This is a genomic window from Flavobacterium sp. (genome assembly GCF_027484945.1).
In the GTDB taxonomy this organism is placed as follows: domain Bacteria; phylum Bacteroidota; class Bacteroidia; order Flavobacteriales; family Flavobacteriaceae; genus Flavobacterium.
Genome location: NZ_JAIXRZ010000059.1, coordinates 29,696 through 46,297, shown reverse-complemented (window position 1 = coordinate 46,297; position 16,602 = coordinate 29,696). Strand labels below are relative to the sequence as shown.

Below are 16,602 nucleotides of genomic sequence, written 5' to 3'. Positions count from 1 at the left end.
GTACTAATTACTGAATACGAATCTTCAACCCCATCCGTTTTAAAAAAATTCAATTGAGTTATTAAAACGTCTACTTTTGCAGTGACCTGCACCAGCGATTGAAACGGCATCCTTTGCTGGAGCGCTAGCGGAGGTAAAGATACAGCGAAAAGCGCGGCGGCTTGCCGGGTGCCCTAATTAAAAAGATATGTATGAGTGAATCAAAATCGTGGAACCGAAATGCCTATTGGCAACAAGAAATTGAGAAGTTAAAGGATCTTCTCGCCACCACCGAATTGGTAGAAACCACGAAATGGGGTGGAATTGTGTATACGCTGAACGGGAAAAATGTGCTGGGTCTCGGCGGATTTAAAAACTACTTTACGATTTGGTTTTTTAACGGTGTCTTTTTAAAAGATGAATTGGGCGTACTGGTCAATGCAAACGAAGGCGTAACCAAAGGTCTTCGTCAATGGCGCTTTGCCCAATGGAATGCCGTCAACGCACAAGAAGTATTGCACTATGTTCATGAAGCGATTGCCAACGAACGTGCTGGTTTAACGACCAAACCCGAGAAGAAAGCCCGAATCGAATGTGCCTATTTAGACGCTGCACTCACTAATGATAGTGCACTTCATGCCGCTTTTGATCAGTTTACCTTATCTAAGCAAAATGAGTTTTTGGAATACATTGCCACCGCTAAACAAGAGGCTACTAAAGCGAGTCGCCTAGAAAAAATAAAACCGCTGATTCTTGCAGGTAGCGGTTTGAATGATCGTTACAAGAAATAAAAAAATCCCGATTTCTCGGGATTTTAGTTATGCTTTTTTGTGTAAAGCAGCACTCAATTCCATCGAAATGGCAGTGCGCTCCATTTTAAGTTTCCCCGACATGGTCTCGATGACCACAGTGGTTTCTCCGAGTTCGACAATTTTAGCATGAATACCGCTTTTGGTAATAATGCGGTCTCCAACTTTTAAGGAATTTTCAAACTCTTTTTCTTTTTTCATGCGGTTTTGTTGCGGGCGAATCATAAAAAAATAAATGACCACAAACATTAATAAAAACGGTAAAAATTGTGTTAATTGACCCATACGTAACTATTTAATTGATTATAAAAGACCGCGACCGGCTTTTTTCATTTTTCCACTAATTTGGTATTCTTTGACTAAGTTATCCAAGATTCCATTGATAAAGATACTACTTTTAGGAGTTGAGTACTCTTTGGCTAATTCCAAATATTCGTTAATGGTTACTTTAACCGGAATAGAAGGGAATTTTAAAAACTCGCAAATTGCCATTTTAAGCATAATCGTATCGAGCTCTGCAATTCGTTCCGTGTCCCAATTTGGCGTTTTGTTCTCAAATTCGCTCCCAAAGAGGCTTTCGTTCAAAATGGTTTTGCGCAATAAATCAAGGGCGAAATCTGCATCTTCTTCATCTTTGAAAATTTTCGGAACACAAAATTCCTCCGTAACAAAATGACGCAATTGCTTTTGAATTAAGGTGTTCACTACCGGAATATCATCTACCCACGTGAGTTTAAAATCCTCTAAATACGCATAAAGCTTTTCATTGGGCGCAATGACTTCCGTAAATAAATCGGTTACAAAATAACGCTCATCTTCAAAAGTAACCGCTGGTTTTGCCATATACTTTTGATATAAGGTACTATTTTTTACATCTTGCAACATATAGATAATTGTATCGTCGTTATGCTGCCAGTTATGAATATGATTGGTTGCCAAAGCGTTTTGAAGCGAGGCATTTTTTTCTAAAGCTAATAGAACTGGATTATGGATAAAACGTGTATTCGGATTGCGTTCTTCCTTTGTAGCTAAGTGTTTATTTTTAGCCAACTCGAGGTAAGCTTCTTCTTTTTTACGAAGTTCAACCAACGAAGACAATAAAATAAGATACAAATCGAGGATGTTGTCCAAACTGGCTTTCAAGAATTTCTCCTGCTTGGATAAATCATCACTTCCACTTTGATGCATGGCGTAAATGGTTTGCATCACTTTAATTCGAATATGTCTTCGGTTTAACACGGAATAAGAACTTTTGGGTTTTAAATTAACAAAGCGAAAGAAGTACTTTTCTTTCGCTTTGCAAAAATAAAATTATTTTTTAGGAAACACGGTTATTTCGCGTTTTCTTTTCGGCGTTGTTCAATACGGCTTTCTGCAATTGCCATGGCTGCTTTTTGCGTTGTTAAATTGTTTTTTACCGCATAATCAAAAATTTCCAACGTAGTGTTGTAGATATTTTCTGTACGACGCATCGCTTCCTCTTTACCGTAATTGGCAATTTCACCATACACATTAATAATTCCACCAGCGTTAATTAAGAAATCGGGCGCATAAACAATACCGCGTTCTTGCAAAATAGGACCGTGTACATTTTCGTTAGCCAATTGGTTATTGGCCGCACCAGCAATCACTTTAGCTTTAATTTTATAAACTGAATCATCATTAATAGTAGCGCCCAAAGCACAGGGTGCATAAATATCAACATCGGCACTATACAAATCGGCTCCAGCGAAGATCGTTGCACCATATTTTTGACTTACTTCCTCCAAACGTTGTTCACTCAAGTCGGCAATTTGCACCAAAGCACCTTCTTTACATAAAAAACTAACTAAGGTTTCACCAACGTGACCAACACCTTGAACCAGTACTTTTTTCCCAGAAAGATTGTCTGACCCAAATTGGTATTTAGCGGCTGCTTTCATTCCCATATATACCCCATAGGCAGTTACAGGCGAGGGATTACCAGAACCACCACGCGATTCAGAAATACCCGTAACGTAGGGTGTTACATCACGAACGGTATCCATATCTGCGGTTACCATTCCAACATCTTCAGCGGTGATATATTTTCCAGACAGAGAATTTACAAATTCGCCAAATTTGCGCATTAATGCTGGATTTTTATCTGTCTTTGCATCGCCAATAATTACGGCTTTACCTCCTCCTAAATCCAATCCAGAGATAGCTGATTTATAGGTCATTCCACGGGATAAACGCAAAACATCGTTTAAAGCTTCCCATTCGTTATTGTATTTCCACATACGAGTACCGCCGAGAGCCGGACCCAAAACAGTATTATGAATTCCGATTATTGCTTTTAAACCTGTATCTTTGTCGTGACAAAAAACGATTTGTTCGTGGTTATCAAATGATAGTTGTCCAAATACTGGATCCATTTTTTGTAGCTCCTTTGCTGTAGTGATTTCTGCAGTCATAAAATTAATTTTGTAATGCGACTTTATCAATAAGTCGTGGCAAATTTAACGTTTTATTCAAGATGTTACATCGAATTACACGTTAATTAGCAAAATGTTAGCAAAATTTGAACGTACTAAATTTTTACAGATTATTTTTTATCTACTATTTTAACAAAAAAATAAATAAAACAAAAACAGCGCTCCGCAACGCATGAAAGAACTTCAATATTTAAATAAATACTTTATTAAATACAAATACCACTTTTTATTGGGTATTTGTATTACAATTATTGCTCAAATTTTCTTTTCATACACCCCAAAGTTGATTAGTGCCGCTTTTAAAATTATTGAAAACTACCCCGAAAACGGCATGAATTCGCAACAAGTTATGCAATTGTTAATCCAAAATATTTTATTAGCAATAGGCACTTCGTTGGTTGCAGGCTTTTTAACCTTTTTAATGCGTCAAACTTTGATTGTGATGTCGCGCCATGTGGAATTTGATTTAAAAAATGAAGTGTTTCGGCATTATGAAGTGCTAGATCAAGGATTTTACAAACGCAACCGTACGGGAGACTTAATGAGTCGAATTAGTGAAGACGTGGCCAAAGTGCGCATGTATGTTGGACCGGCCGTAATGTATACGATTAACACAGTAATCCGTTTTGGCGTTGTTATTATTTATATGTATCATGTATCTCCAAAACTAACACTGTATACCCTTTTACCGTTACCAATTCTCTCGTATGTAATCTTCCGATTAAGTGTTTTAATCAACAAACGAAGTACTGCTTTCCAGCAATTTTTATCCAAAGTATCCAGTTTTAGTCAAGAAGTATTCTCTGGTGTTCGCGTAATTAAAGCTTATGCATTGGAACAAAAAAATCAAGAGGAGATGGCAAATTTGGCAGCAGAAAGCAAAGCCAAAAGTTTACATCTTGCTGGGGTTCAGTCGCTGTTTGGCCCTCTAATGATTACGTTGATTGGGGTGAGTAATCTCGCGGTGATTTATTTTGGCGGAATGATGTATATAGAAGGAGATCCGCACATTAAAAATATTGGGGTCATTGCCGAATTTATTTTGTATGTCAACATGCTTACCTGGCCGGTAGCAACCATTGGGTGGGTATCGTCATTGGTGCAAGAAGCAGAAGCTTCTCAAAAAAGAATTAATGAATTTCTAAAAACTGAACCTGAAATTAAAAACAATGCCAAATATCAGGGTACGATTGAAGGGAGAATCGAATTTAAAAATGTGAGTTACACCTACGAAGATACTCAAATTGAAGCATTAAAAGGGGTTTCCTTTGTAATTGAAAAAGGACAAACCTTGGCAATTTTAGGCAAAACTGGCGCAGGGAAATCGACTATTCTTACTTTACTTACACGACTTCACGACATCGAAAAAGGGAGTATCTTAATCGATAACCAACCTATTGATACAATAGATCTCGTTCAATTGCGGGACGCTATAGGAATCGTACCACAAGATGCCTTTTTATTTTCCGATACGATCAGTAATAATATTCGTTTTGGCAAAGAAAATGCTACGATGGAAGAAATAGAAACGGCAGCAAAACAAGCGGCTGTTCATGACAACATTATCCAATTTAATCAGCAATATGAAACCGTATTGGGTGAACGCGGTATTACGTTATCGGGAGGACAAAAGCAACGGGTTTCCATCGCGCGCGCAATCATTAAAGATCCGAAAATTCTTTTATTAGACGACTGTCTTTCTGCTGTAGATACCGAAACAGAAGAGAAAATTATTAACCATTTGTCCTCTATTTCCAAAAACAAAACAACCCTAATTGTAAGCCACCGCGTGTCAACCGCAAAAAATGCGGATCAAATTATCCTCTTGGATGAAGGCAAGATCATCCAACAAGGGACTCATTTTCAATTAGTAAACCAAGAAGGCTATTATAAAGCACTCTATGAAAAACAACTTTCTGAAAAAGAAGTTGAATAATACTTGCTTTATATTCATTTTTTTTTCATTTTCGTACATAGAAAAACAAGTAATTGACAGCACGAATTATGAGAGAAAATGATATGTTGGAAAAAGATGAAATTTTTTCCAAAGTTTTAAGAGCCGGTAGAAGAACGTATTTTTTTGATGTACGTTCAACCAAAGCAGACGACTACTATATCACGATTACGGAAAGTAAAAAATTTACTGAAGAAGACGGATCGTTTCATTTTAAAAAACATAAAATCTATTTGTATAAAGAAGATTTTACCGCTTTTCGAGAAATATTAGATGAGATGACCAACTTTGTATTGGATTCTAAAGGTGAAGAAGTAATTTCAGAACGACACCAAAAGGATTTTAAAAAAGAATATCCTACTGACTCCACCGATTCCTCCGAAAAGAGTTACACAGACATCGATTTTGACGATATTTAATAAAATAAGAAATCCGAAAGCCACATCAACTTTCGGATTTTTTTATTCCATCTAAAATGTAATTACTCTACTCCGGAAGTAAGGTAATTGTAAATTTTCATTCCTTGTTCATCGCTCAATTGTGCTTTCTTTTGCATGCGCGCTACAATGGGTTTCCATGCTTGCGCATTAAAATCACTCGGTTTATACAACTGATGGCAACGGGCACAACTACCTTCATAGAGACTTTTGCCTTCTGCTAAGGATGCTGTCATTTCAACTTTTACAGAAGGTGCAGCAGGCAAGCTAGGTGCCGATTTATTCGATCCACAAGCATAAATTAAACCAGCAATTACTATTAGGGAGCATAGGTGTTTTTTCATAGTTACATTATGTATTAAGAGAAAAATAAAGTCTAAAAATAGTCCAAGACATTTTTACGCTTATTTTACATCCATTAGTTCAACATCAAATACCAAGATTGCATCAGGTGGAATCACTCCTCCTGCACCCGCAGAACCATAACCAATATGCGGTGGAATCACAAAACGGGCTTTATCACCTACTTGCAATAACGCAATACCTTCATCCCAACCTTCAATAACATGGCCTTTTCCTAACGGAAATTCGATTGGTTTTTTTCGCCCATATGAACTATCAAATACTTTTCCATTATCTAAAGCGCCTGTATAATGAACCGAAACGGATTTACCTTTCTCTGCTTGTTTACCGCTTCCTTTTTGAATGATTTGGTAACGCAAGCCGCTTTCGGTTTTTTGAAAACCAGCAGCCAACTTTTCAATTGCAGCTTCTGCTCTTTGCTTGGCTTCTTCCAAACGTTTTACACGTGAACCTTCAAATGTTCGAAATGCTTCTATAGCATTCCATTTTTTTGCTTCATCACCTTCTCGAATGATTTCAATTTGATCAATCGTATCATTTTGTTGGATTGCATCAACTACATCTTGACCTTCAACTACATTTCCAAAAACGGTATGTTTTCCATCCAACCATGGGGTTGCCACATGGGTAATAAAAAACTGCGACCCGTTTGTACCCGGCCCAGCATTTGCCATAGACAACACTCCAGGTCCGCTGTGAACTAAATCGGGATGAAACTCGTCATCAAATTTATACCCTGGACCGCCTGAACCAATTCCTTGTGGACACCCTCCTTGAATCATAAAGTCAGGGATAACACGGTGAAATTTTAAACCATCATAATAGGGTTTTCCCATAGGATGAACGTTGTTTTCTAATTGACCTTCGGCTAAGCCTACAAAATTACCTACCGTTCCCGGTGTCAAATCGTATGTTAATTTAACTAAAATCGAACCTCGGGAGGTATTAAATTTAGCGTATATTCCGTTTTCCATTGTATTTAAATTTGAATTTTGGCAAAGGTAAACTTATTCTGTTAACTTTTAAATACAAAAAACAGTCCGACTGCCAACGAATTTTTGATTAAAGATCGTTTTGACTTTCAGGAGGTGCAAACGGAATTGATTACCAAAGTACAACGATTTTCTAATCAAGGCCCATCGTGCATTCAATTGCAAAACCATCCCTTCTGGGGACCACTTTCTACAGATGAATGGGATAAACTAATGTGGAACCATTTGAATCACCACTTGGAACAATTTGGCGTTTAAAAAACATTGCACCATATTTAAAAGGTTGTGTACCTTTGTTTCAAATTTGAATTATGCGCATTGATATTATTACGGTCCTGCCCGAATTACTCCGAAGTCCTTTTGATGCATCTATTATGAAGCGTGCAATTGAGAAAGGTTTGGTCGAAGTGCATTTTCATAATTTACGCGATTATGCTACAAACAAGTATAAAAGTGTAGACGATTACCCTTATGGCGGAGGTGCCGGTATGGTAATGATGATCGAACCCATCGACAAATGCATTTCACAGTTAAAGAGCGAACGCGATTATAACGAAATCATCTACATGACTCCCGATGGCGAAACCTTAAACCAAGGAATGGCCAATACGATGTCGTTGTGCAAAAACATCGTTATTCTTTGCGGTCATTACAAAGGGGTTGATCAACGCGTTCGGGATCATTTGATTACAAAAGAAATTTCAATCGGTGATTATGTCCTTTCGGGAGGGGAACTCGGTGCTATTATTCTATCCGACGCTTTGATTCGATTAATTCCAGGTGTTTTAAGTGATGAAACTTCGGCATTAACCGACAGTTTTCAAGACAATTTACTTGCACCTCCCATTTATACGCGTCCAGCCAATTATAACGGCTGGGAAGTTCCACCCGTTTTGTTAAGTGGACATGCCGCTAATATAGACCAATGGAGAGAAGAAATGGCCTATGAACATACCAAAAACCGTCGACCGGACCTGCTTGATCGATAATCATTTAGCGTTTTTTAAATAAAAAAACCTGCGTGCTCAAAAAATTTATAATTCATCATTTCTAATTTAAAATAATTAGTTACATTTGCACCCGCATTGGACCAACCTCTGACGATAACCGTGTATGTTGCTCTAAGGAAACATTAAACGTTTTTAAAATGGCAGATTTATTAAAATTCGTTCAAGACGAATTCGTTGCAAAAAAAGATTTCCCCGATTTTGGAGCTGGTGATAGCATCACCGTTTACTATGAAATTAAAGAGGGTGAAAAAACAAGAACCCAGTTTTTTAAAGGTGTGGTTATTCAACGTAAAGGCGCAGGAGTTACCGAGACCTTTACCATCCGTAAAATGTCAGGTGCTGTAGGTGTAGAGCGTATCTTCCCATTAAACATGCCTGCTTTACAAAAAATCGAAGTAAATCAAAGAGGTAAAGTTCGTAGAGCACGTATCTTCTACTTCCGTGAGCTTACCGGTAAAAAAGCTAAAATTAAAGAACGAAGAAGATAATCGTTGTTCTTTCCTTATAAAAGAGTCCTGCTTACTAAAGTGGGACTTTTTTATTATTAAAAAATCGGCAGGTCATTTATTTATTTTCTGTTTAGCATACTTAAAGTAAAAAAAGGGAAGAATCCAATCGATTTCCTCTAGAAATTCGATTCACCTTCATGGGTATCTTTATATATTTGCAAACGATTTATAATTTCGCTAACCAAACGTTTTTTATATATGGCAAAAATTAAAGTAACCAATCCGATTGTAGAATTGGATGGTGATGAAATGACACGAATTATCTGGAGTTTTATTAAAGAACAACTGATTTTACCTTATCTAGATATCGATATTAAATACTACGATCTAGGGATTGAATACCGCGACGCTACCAATGATCAAGTGACTATAGATGCTGCTGAAGCTATTAAAAAATACAATGTAGGGATTAAATGTGCAACAATCACCCCTGATGAAGCGCGTGTTGAAGAATTTCAATTAAAAGAAATGTGGAAATCGCCTAACGGAACCATTCGTAATATCGTGGGCGGAACCGTTTTTAGAGAACCGATCATTATGAGCAATGTTCCCCGTTATGTGCAAGGTTGGACAAAACCTATCGTCATCGGACGTCACGCTTTTGGTGATCAATATAAAGCCACCGATAAAGTAATTAAAGGAAAAGGCAAACTCACGATGGCATTTACCGATGAAAACGGAGCAACCACTTCCTGGGAAGTATTCAACTTTAAAAGTGATGGCGTAGCAATGTGTATGTACAATACCGATGAATCGATTTACGGATTTGCACATTCTTCCTTCCAAATGGCATTAACCAAAAAATGGCCTTTATACCTTTCTACTAAAAACACCATCTTAAAGGCTTATGATGGACGTTTTAAAGATATTTTTGAAGAAGTTTACCAACAACACTACAAGGCACAATTTGAAGCATTGGGCATTGTTTATGAACACCGATTAATAGACGATATGGTTGCATCGGCAATGAAGTGGAATGGTGGTTTTGTTTGGGCTTGTAAAAACTACGATGGCGATGTTCAATCAGACACCGTTGCTCAAGGTTTTGGATCGCTTGGATTAATGACCTCAGTGTTAGTCACTCCCGATGGTAAAACAGTCGAGGCTGAGGCTGCTCACGGAACGGTAACACGTCACTACAGACAACACCAACAAGGTAAAAAAACGTCAACAAATCCTATTGCATCCATTTTTGCTTGGACACGTGGTTTGGAACACCGCGGCAAATTAGATGGCAACCAGGAATTAATTAATTTCTGTCATGCTTTAGAAACCGTTTGTATTGAAACTGTTGAGAGTGGTAAAATGACAAAAGATTTGGCCCAGTTGGTAAAACCTGAGGGATTAACCGATGCCGATTACCAAACAACCGAGGATTTCTTACAAACCTTAAAAGTGAATTTAGAAGCTAAATTGGCATAATTCAATAGTTACGCAAAGAATAAAAGACGGTTTTTGCCGTCTTTTTTTATGCTTTCTTCTTTGTTTTTAAGGGTAACGCATATTGATAACCTAGAGTGAGTTCGGTAAAATCGGCTTGACCTAAATTTGCATTAATAAACGCACCAAGAAATAAGTTATGACGTGGAGCAATATCGGTATTCAAGAGATATGCTTTAACACCCAAACGGGTAGAAATTGTTTTCTTGATTTTGTAATAGGTAGTTAATTCGCCCAACTGCATCGCCCCATCTTTATATTTTTCTTCGTTAATCTGCCAATCAAAAGCATACGCTGGTTTATATAAATTGATCCCCATTTCCAATTCGACTCCAACATGACTCAAAAGCAACTCACCGCTTCCGGATATTCCAATAGTTGAAGCATACTGCAATGGATTATTTCGAAAATTTGGATATAAAGAAGCAACTACAGCACCATTTTCTTGAATATAATCGTAATAATCTTTATACAAGCGATAATACATTCCGGCACCTAACTTAAATGATTTATTATAGATTACCCCTGAAGAAACAGCCATTGTATAAACATCTTTTGCCGCATTATCATATATCGAAAGTACGCGCCGACCAAGTCCAAATCGAGAAGCATAATAGCTTTGCCGCGTTGCTGTGATCGGATGGGTTACGGAACTTGTAGCTTCTTTTTTATTAAAATTCAATTGCGAATATAAACTCACCAAAAATGTATTTAACCCGTTGTTGGGTAAACGCGTATGCCCATTAGAATTGTGAAAATAACCCAATCCTAATTTTAAATCAAACGCTTTTTTCTCCCATAATTGGTAGTACATATTGGTGCGAAACCCCCATGTAAAACGGGTAGAAATAGCTTTATTATTGGGGTTGTTTAAAGGGTCATACAAGTGCGTAAAATAAGAAGCTCCCAAACCTACTTTTAATTGATACCGGGACGACCAAGCGCGAAAAACTTTAAAATTAACAAATGGAGTTAACGTATAGGCCGAACCCAAATATGTAGCATTTCCTAATTGTACGTAAGAAAACGTTAAGCCCGTTTCTGGAAAACCTAACTGTTGTTTCCATGTTCTATTCAGCTTACTTTGGGTTGTACCGACTGAAACTAAAAAGCCATGCTGCGGACCAATGGGCGGAAAATCAACATTGGCTGGTGATGTCTTACCCAACGAATATTCTAGGGCAGCATACCAATGGGATTTTGATTTTTGTGCAAAAAAAGAGGCGTTTACACCTACTGTAAGGGCAAATAAAAATGAGAATCGATTTAATGTAAACATGAAATTCCGATGAATGCCGTGTAAAAATAAACGAATTCTATTATTTTTTTTCGCCTTCTTTCGATTTATCCATTTTTTCTACATATTCAACTTGCAAACGAGCCTTGTACCCGATACCGAGATTCCAATATTTTTGAGAAAACAAGGTTCCATTAGCATCATAGAAATCGTATTGTCCCGTATTGGGTGACAGCTGACCATAGTTCAATGCCTCTATTTCAATAATATTAATACCGGGATTCAATGTTGCCGTAAATTTTTGAAAATCATCCCGCAAAACTAGTGATGGATTCACCAAGATACCGTTTAACCAAACCCGAATATGATCACCGTCAATTATACCGTAATCTCGGGTGGACAATTCTATTTTTTGAGTAAAAACGATTGCCCTACCTAAGTCCATATCGCGATTAAATAGTTCTGGACTTACACCCTCTTCTTTCAACTTCATATTAAACCGGTCGGTATAGAGTTCGGCCGGATTGCGCACTTCATATTGTTTATCGGGAAGCTCACCAATTTTGGGCATTTGCGGTAAACTCTGCATGATTATATCGTCTGATGTTCGCGCTTTTGGAGTATTTATTTTAAACAATGGAACAACAGTAGGCGTGGTTTCTACAGTTGCTTTTTTCTTTGCTAAATTGTCAGGGACCGCTTTAATTTTTATCTTCTTCCGACGCGTCTCAAATTGAGACCAACTCGAAATAGAAATTAAAAATAATAAAAGAAAAAAACGGCCTTTCATACTAAAAATTTGGTTAAAAATAAAGTGAAAATAGCGATAGTGCTGCAGTTTAACCTTACATTAACAATCGCATTGCAACAAGTTGGCTAATCATTCACCAAATTTGCAATTCTATACAACAAAGATTATGCCTTTATTTTTACGTTCAACTTTGATTTTGTGTCTTTTTAGCTTTGGACTACTAGCGCAAGAAAAATTTACACTCAGTGGAACCATTGTTGATGCCCAAAACAATGAAACACTTATTGGTGTTACTATTCTTGTTAAAGAAACACAATCATACGCGATAACCAATGAATACGGTTTTTACTCCATTACGCTTCCTTCTGGAAATTATTCGATTGCTTACAGTTATTTGGGGTATACCACAAAAACCGAAAAAATTGAATTAAACCAAAACCGAAAATTAGACATACTGCTCGAGGGTAAAGGTGAAATTTTAGAGGAAGTAATTATCACAACCGATGCAACCAAAAGCAATATTCGCAAACCCGAAATTAGTGTCCATAAATTAACAACAGCCACTATCAAACAAATGCCCGTAGTATTGGGTGAAGTTGATATTTTAAAATCTATTTTGTTCTTACCGGGTGTAACCAATGCCGGTGAAGGACAATCGGGATTTAATGTTCGAGGAGGTGGAGCTGATCAAAATTTAATACTGCTCGATGAAGCGACAATTTACAATTCTTCCCATCTATTTGGCTTTTTCTCGGTTTTCAATCCCGACGCAATCAAAGATTTAAAGTTATACAAAGGGGGTATCCCCGCGCGTTTTGGAGGGCGCGCTTCCTCCGTGTTAGAGCTCTACCAAAAAGAAGGAAATAGTAAAAACTTTCATATGAATGGGGGGATCGGACTTATTTCTTCCCGCATTCTAGCTGAGGGTCCGCTGCAAAAAAACAAAGGTTCATTTTTAATTGGAGGACGGGGTTCGTATGCCCATTTGTTCTTAAAATTATCCAATAATGAAAACTCCGCCTATTTTTATGATTTAAATACTAAACTGAATTATAAGTTTAATAAAAACAATACCGTATTCCTCTCCGGATATTTTGGCCGCGATGTATTTAATATTAATCAAAGTTTTGAAAACATCTATGGTAACGCCACACTTAATCTGCGTTGGAACCATTTGTATTCCGATCAATTATTTTCTAATCTATCACTTATTTATAGCGACTATTATTACGGATTAAATCTTGATTTTGTTGGTTTTAACTGGGATTCCGGAATTAAAAATTACAACATCAAATACGATTTCAGGCACTACCTAACCGATAAAATTAAATTGTTCTACGGTGTATCTGGAATTTATTACGACTTTAATCCTGGCACAATCGAACCTTCTCGTTTGGATTCAGGCATCAATTACCGCCAATTAGAAAAAAAATACGCTTTTGAACCCGCCATTTATTGGAGTGCTGAACAAAAAATTAGCAACCGATTAAATGTCGAATATGGATTCCGTTACAGTTGGTTTTACCGACTTGGCAGTTCGACAAAAAATCTATACGCCAATAATAATCCCGTACTCTTTGATGACGAATTAAAAATTTATGAAAAAGCAACTCCAATCGGAACAAAGTATTATGGCGCCAATCAAGTTATGGCGGCTTATGATAACTTCGAACCCCGTTTCGCTTTATCGTATGAATTAAACAATCAAAATTCGCTAAAACTAGGATACAACCGTATGGTGCAATACTTACAATTGATATCCAATACTGCCTCACCTACTCCGTTAGATGTATGGACTCCGAGTGATTCGTACATCCAACCACAAATTGCTGACCAAATTGCTTTGGGGTATTTTTCAAACTTACAAGACGATAAGTTCTCATTTGAAGTGGAAACTTTTTACAAACGCGTAAAAAACAGAATGGATTACATTGATGGTGCCGACTTAATCGCCAATGAAGCGATCGAACAAGTGATTCTAAATGGAGAAATGCGCGCTTATGGTCTCGAAGTCCTATTCCGAAAAAACACAGGCAACTGGACGGGCTGGGTGGCCTATACGCTTTCAAAGTCGGAACAACGTACGCCAGGAAGAACGCCCAACGAAACAGGAATCAACAATGGCGAATGGTACCGATCGGGCTACGACAAGCGGCATAATTTATCTTTGACTTCAACCTATAAATGGAATAAGAAATGGACCTTCGGTGCCAACTTTGTGTTACAATCGGGACAACCCATTACCTATCCCAACAGTCAATATGTGTACCAAGGTATAACTGTGCCCAATTATGGATTGCGTAATGAAAATAACTTGCCGTTGTACCACCATTTAGACATTTCTGCTACGCTTACCCCAAAACAGAAAAGTAAAAAATGGACTGAAGAATGGGTCTTTAGCATCTATAATTTGTATGCCCGTAAAAACGCGGCAAACATTAGTTTTAGACAAAACCTTGAAACAGGGCGAAATGAAGCGATACGCTTATCTATATTCGGAATAGTACCCGCAATTACGTATAATTTTAAATTTTAACACCTTGAAAAAATATAGTCTTTTATTTGTTCTTTTACTAACCTTCATTAGCTGTGAAGATGTTGTCGAAGTTGATTTAGAAACAGCTGAGCCTAAATTGGTTATTGATGCCAACTTACGTTGGGAAAAAGGAACTGCTGGCAACGAACAAACCATTAATTTAAGCCTAACTACTGGATATTTTGCCAATGAAATACCTAAAGTTTCTGGTGCTACCGTTTATGTGACGAATTCATCTAATACCGTTTTTCCTTTTATTGAAACCGTTCCCAATTCAGGGGCTTATGTTTGTACAACATTCATCCCGGTAATTAATGAAAGTTATACCCTTACTGTGGAATATCAGGGGACTACTTATCGCGCTGTAGCACCTTTAATGGCAACGCCAACAATTGACGCAATCCAGCAAAATACAGTGCAAGGATTTGGAGGTGATGAGATTCAAGTGAAATTCTTTTACCAAGACAACGGCAATGAAGATAATTTTTATTTGGTGGGCGTAAAAAATGCAAAACTTGCCCTACCTGAATATGGTGTAATTTCAGATGAGTTTTTTCAAGGCAATCAAATGTTTGGATTCTATACCAATGAAAACTTAGAAACCAATGTTCAATTGCGCTGTAAACTTGAAGGCATTACAGAACGGTATTATAATTACATGAACAAATTATTAAATATTGCAGGTAATCAAGGGGGAAGTCCTTTCGCTACACCACCTGCTACATTACGCGGTAATATTGTAAACCAAACCAACGAAGCCGATTATCCCTTGGGCTATTTCCATTTGTCAGAAGTAGATTATATAGACTACACCGTAGAATAGTGCGTGTTTTTATGTTCAAATTGGATTCGCATAAATTGATTTTACGTCTACCATTATGAAGCTCCAAAAAAAAATCAATTGAAACAATTGCCAAAAATTGCTATTTTTGAAAGGGTACTCCCAACATCATTAAATTCTGTACGATAAAAATTCATCATGTCATCCCACCACATAGTTCGTGACGACCAAGAGCCTGCGCTAATCATAGCAAATGGCGCGTCCTGTTCGATGGAGTTTTTAAACCAATTATTAGAATGGCAGCCACTTGTTATCGTATTGGACTCCGCTATGGAACGCGTGGCTGAACTTGGGATAAAAGTAGATGTGCTGTTGGGTGATTTTGATCGGGGTTTTGATCCGTTAGTATATACCGAAAAACAATTTCCTTTAACCATTGTTCATACTCCAAACCAAGATAAAACCGATTTAGAAAAGGCGTTTGACTATTTAATCGAACGCGGGCATCGTGGGGTAAATGTAGTTTGGGCTACCGGCAATCGTATGGATCATACATTGCATAACCTTACAATTATGGCGCGCTATCAAAATGATCTGAAAGTGGTGTATTTAGACGATCATTCGAAACTTTTTCTTGCACCAAAAAAATTTGAAAAGTGGTACCTCAAAGACAGTATACTTTCACTAATCCCTTTAGGCACCGTTACCGGTATAACAACTAAAAATCTTGCTTATCCCTTAACCGACGAAACGCTCACCCTGGGCTACCGATCCGGAAGCAGCAATCATGTAGCAGAAAATGGCTTAGTTACCATTGCTTTTGAAACCGGTGATTTACTATTAATTGAAAGTTAACATCGCGTATCCAATAATTTCGTTGTATTCACGTTATCTTAAAATAAACTTAATACAATGAAAAAAATTCTTCCGCTGTTGTGCTTGATTTGCACGGGGTTTGTTTGGAGCCAAGAAGCGAATAACCTTAATGAAGCCTTAATTGTAGCGCAAAAAGAACATAAAAAAGTACTTTTATATTTCTCTGGCTCCGATTGGTGTGCGCCTTGCATTAAATTTAAAAAAACAATAATCAACGACCCTCTTTTTCAGGAATTTGCCAAAACCAATTTAGTTGTTGTGAATGCCGACTTTCCGCGATTGCGCAAAAACAAGCTTAGTACTGAACAGGAAAAAGCAAATGAAATGGCCGCAGAAGCTTTTAATCAAGAAGGTGTTTTTCCGCGAATTGTAGTATTGGATGAACATAAAAAGATCCTAAAAAAATGGGATGGACTACCAACAGAAACCGTCGATCAATTTATAAAAGCTTTGCAATAATATGGTTTTCAAA

The 16,602-nt window shown here is 37.4% G+C and carries 17 protein-coding genes and 1 pseudogene; 11 read left to right on the top strand and 7 right to left on the bottom strand.

Going from position 1 to position 16,602, the window contains the following annotated elements:
• Nucleotides 1-191 precede the first annotated feature (191 nt).
• Nucleotides 192-770 (top strand): YdeI/OmpD-associated family protein, encoded by a 579-nt coding sequence (locus Q0039_RS08215; RefSeq protein ID WP_297511552.1) that lies wholly within the window; start codon nucleotides 192-194, stop codon nucleotides 768-770.
• Between the two features lie 27 nt (nucleotides 771-797).
• Here the strand turns inward: Q0039_RS08215 and yajC are convergent, their stop codons facing one another.
• The 3 genes from yajC to Q0039_RS08200 form a co-directional block, all read right to left on the bottom strand.
• Nucleotides 798-1,073 (bottom strand): preprotein translocase subunit YajC, encoded by a 276-nt coding sequence (gene yajC / locus Q0039_RS08210; RefSeq protein ID WP_297511551.1) that lies wholly within the window; start codon nucleotides 1,071-1,073, stop codon nucleotides 798-800.
• Nucleotides 1,074-1,091: 18 nt separating this feature from the next.
• Entirely contained in the window at nucleotides 1,092-1,994 is a 903-nt protein-coding gene (gene nusB / locus Q0039_RS08205) for a transcription antitermination factor NusB (RefSeq protein WP_297511550.1), read from the bottom strand.
• A 125-nt stretch (nucleotides 1,995-2,119) separates the two neighbouring features.
• Nucleotides 2,120-3,223, bottom strand: coding sequence for a Glu/Leu/Phe/Val dehydrogenase dimerization domain-containing protein (locus tag Q0039_RS08200; protein ID WP_297511549.1), 1,104 nt, complete (start codon nucleotides 3,221-3,223; stop codon nucleotides 2,120-2,122).
• Between the two features lie 193 nt (nucleotides 3,224-3,416).
• On the opposite strand from Q0039_RS08200, the gene Q0039_RS08195 reads away from it, so the two are divergent.
• Both Q0039_RS08195 and Q0039_RS08190 read left to right on the top strand, forming a co-directional pair.
• Entirely contained in the window at nucleotides 3,417-5,180 is a 1,764-nt protein-coding gene (locus Q0039_RS08195; RefSeq protein WP_297511548.1) for an ABC transporter ATP-binding protein, read from the top strand.
• A 68-nt stretch (nucleotides 5,181-5,248) separates the two neighbouring features.
• Nucleotides 5,249-5,617, top strand: coding sequence for a PUR family DNA/RNA-binding protein (locus Q0039_RS08190; protein ID WP_297511547.1), 369 nt, complete (start codon nucleotides 5,249-5,251; stop codon nucleotides 5,615-5,617).
• A gap of 62 nt (nucleotides 5,618-5,679) precedes the next feature.
• On the opposite strand, the gene Q0039_RS08185 is transcribed toward Q0039_RS08190, so the two are convergent.
• On the bottom strand, nucleotides 5,680-5,979 hold the full coding sequence (locus tag Q0039_RS08185) for a cytochrome c (protein ID WP_297511546.1): 300 nt from the start codon (nucleotides 5,977-5,979) through the stop codon (nucleotides 5,680-5,682).
• A gap of 60 nt (nucleotides 5,980-6,039) precedes the next feature.
• Nucleotides 6,040-6,972 (bottom strand): peptidylprolyl isomerase, encoded by a 933-nt coding sequence (locus Q0039_RS08180; protein WP_297511545.1) that lies wholly within the window; start codon nucleotides 6,970-6,972, stop codon nucleotides 6,040-6,042.
• 69 nt (nucleotides 6,973-7,041) lie between these two features.
• On the opposite strand from Q0039_RS08180, the pseudogene Q0039_RS08175 reads away from it, so the two are divergent.
• The 4 genes and pseudogenes from Q0039_RS08175 to Q0039_RS08160 all read left to right on the top strand — a co-directional run.
• Nucleotides 7,042-7,248 (top strand): annotated as a pseudogene (locus Q0039_RS08175) (DUF1569 domain-containing protein); the annotation flags it as partial.
• 53 nt (nucleotides 7,249-7,301) lie between these two features.
• Nucleotides 7,302-7,979 (top strand): tRNA (guanosine(37)-N1)-methyltransferase TrmD, encoded by a 678-nt coding sequence (gene trmD, locus Q0039_RS08170; protein WP_297511543.1) that lies wholly within the window; start codon nucleotides 7,302-7,304, stop codon nucleotides 7,977-7,979.
• 158 nt (nucleotides 7,980-8,137) lie between these two features.
• A complete protein-coding gene (gene rplS / locus Q0039_RS08165) occupies nucleotides 8,138-8,488 on the top strand; it encodes a 50S ribosomal protein L19 (RefSeq protein WP_297511541.1) in 351 nt (116 codons plus the stop codon).
• 219 nt (nucleotides 8,489-8,707) lie between these two features.
• Entirely contained in the window at nucleotides 8,708-9,931 is a 1,224-nt protein-coding gene (locus tag Q0039_RS08160) for an NADP-dependent isocitrate dehydrogenase (protein WP_297511540.1), read from the top strand.
• 46 nt (nucleotides 9,932-9,977) lie between these two features.
• Here the strand turns inward: Q0039_RS08160 and Q0039_RS08155 are convergent, their stop codons facing one another.
• Both Q0039_RS08155 and Q0039_RS08150 read right to left on the bottom strand, forming a co-directional pair.
• Nucleotides 9,978-11,228: an acyloxyacyl hydrolase gene (locus Q0039_RS08155; RefSeq protein WP_297511538.1), complete on the bottom strand. Its 1,251-nt coding sequence runs from the start codon at nucleotides 11,226-11,228 to the stop codon at nucleotides 9,978-9,980.
• Between the two features lie 40 nt (nucleotides 11,229-11,268).
• The gene (locus Q0039_RS08150; protein ID WP_297511536.1) at nucleotides 11,269-11,976 is read right to left on the bottom strand and encodes a hypothetical protein; all 708 of its coding nucleotides are present in this window, start codon (nucleotides 11,974-11,976) and stop codon (nucleotides 11,269-11,271) included.
• Between the two features lie 127 nt (nucleotides 11,977-12,103).
• On the opposite strand from Q0039_RS08150, the gene Q0039_RS08145 reads away from it, so the two are divergent.
• The 4 genes from Q0039_RS08145 (at nucleotide 12,104) to Q0039_RS08130 (ending at nucleotide 16,589) form a co-directional block, all read left to right on the top strand.
• Nucleotides 12,104-14,473: a TonB-dependent receptor gene (locus Q0039_RS08145; protein WP_297511534.1), complete on the top strand. Its 2,370-nt coding sequence runs from the start codon at nucleotides 12,104-12,106 to the stop codon at nucleotides 14,471-14,473.
• A 4-nt stretch (nucleotides 14,474-14,477) separates the two neighbouring features.
• Nucleotides 14,478-15,296: a DUF4249 domain-containing protein gene (locus Q0039_RS08140; protein ID WP_297511532.1), complete on the top strand. Its 819-nt coding sequence runs from the start codon at nucleotides 14,478-14,480 to the stop codon at nucleotides 15,294-15,296.
• Nucleotides 15,297-15,452: 156 nt separating this feature from the next.
• A complete protein-coding gene (locus tag Q0039_RS08135) occupies nucleotides 15,453-16,109 on the top strand; it encodes a thiamine diphosphokinase (protein ID WP_297511530.1) in 657 nt (218 codons plus the stop codon).
• Nucleotides 16,110-16,166: 57 nt separating this feature from the next.
• Nucleotides 16,167-16,589 (top strand): thioredoxin family protein, encoded by a 423-nt coding sequence (locus Q0039_RS08130; RefSeq protein ID WP_297511528.1) that lies wholly within the window; start codon nucleotides 16,167-16,169, stop codon nucleotides 16,587-16,589.
• Nucleotides 16,590-16,602 lie beyond the last annotated feature (13 nt).

Coding starts and splice junctions, on each gene's coding strand:
- Q0039_RS08215 (WP_297511552.1), top strand. CDS start 192: ATGAGTGAATCAAAATCGTGGAACCGAAATGCCTATTGGCAACAAGAA.
- yajC (WP_297511551.1), bottom strand. CDS start 1,073: ATGGGTCAATTAACACAATTTTTACCGTTTTTATTAATGTTTGTGGTC.
- nusB (WP_297511550.1), bottom strand. CDS start 1,994: ATGCAAACCATTTACGCCATGCATCAAAGTGGAAGTGATGATTTATCC.
- Q0039_RS08200 (WP_297511549.1), bottom strand. CDS start 3,223: ATGACTGCAGAAATCACTACAGCAAAGGAGCTACAAAAAATGGATCCA.
- Q0039_RS08195 (WP_297511548.1), top strand. CDS start 3,417: ATGAAAGAACTTCAATATTTAAATAAATACTTTATTAAATACAAATAC.
- Q0039_RS08190 (WP_297511547.1), top strand. CDS start 5,249: ATGAGAGAAAATGATATGTTGGAAAAAGATGAAATTTTTTCCAAAGTT.
- Q0039_RS08185 (WP_297511546.1), bottom strand. CDS start 5,979: ATGAAAAAACACCTATGCTCCCTAATAGTAATTGCTGGTTTAATTTAT.
- Q0039_RS08180 (WP_297511545.1), bottom strand. CDS start 6,972: ATGGAAAACGGAATATACGCTAAATTTAATACCTCCCGAGGTTCGATT.
- trmD (WP_297511543.1), top strand. CDS start 7,302: ATGCGCATTGATATTATTACGGTCCTGCCCGAATTACTCCGAAGTCCT.
- rplS (WP_297511541.1), top strand. CDS start 8,138: ATGGCAGATTTATTAAAATTCGTTCAAGACGAATTCGTTGCAAAAAAA.
- Q0039_RS08160 (WP_297511540.1), top strand. CDS start 8,708: ATGGCAAAAATTAAAGTAACCAATCCGATTGTAGAATTGGATGGTGAT.
- Q0039_RS08155 (WP_297511538.1), bottom strand. CDS start 11,228: ATGTTTACATTAAATCGATTCTCATTTTTATTTGCCCTTACAGTAGGT.
- Q0039_RS08150 (WP_297511536.1), bottom strand. CDS start 11,976: ATGAAAGGCCGTTTTTTTCTTTTATTATTTTTAATTTCTATTTCGAGT.
- Q0039_RS08145 (WP_297511534.1), top strand. CDS start 12,104: ATGCCTTTATTTTTACGTTCAACTTTGATTTTGTGTCTTTTTAGCTTT.
- Q0039_RS08135 (WP_297511530.1), top strand. CDS start 15,453: ATGTCATCCCACCACATAGTTCGTGACGACCAAGAGCCTGCGCTAATC.
- Q0039_RS08130 (WP_297511528.1), top strand. CDS start 16,167: ATGAAAAAAATTCTTCCGCTGTTGTGCTTGATTTGCACGGGGTTTGTT.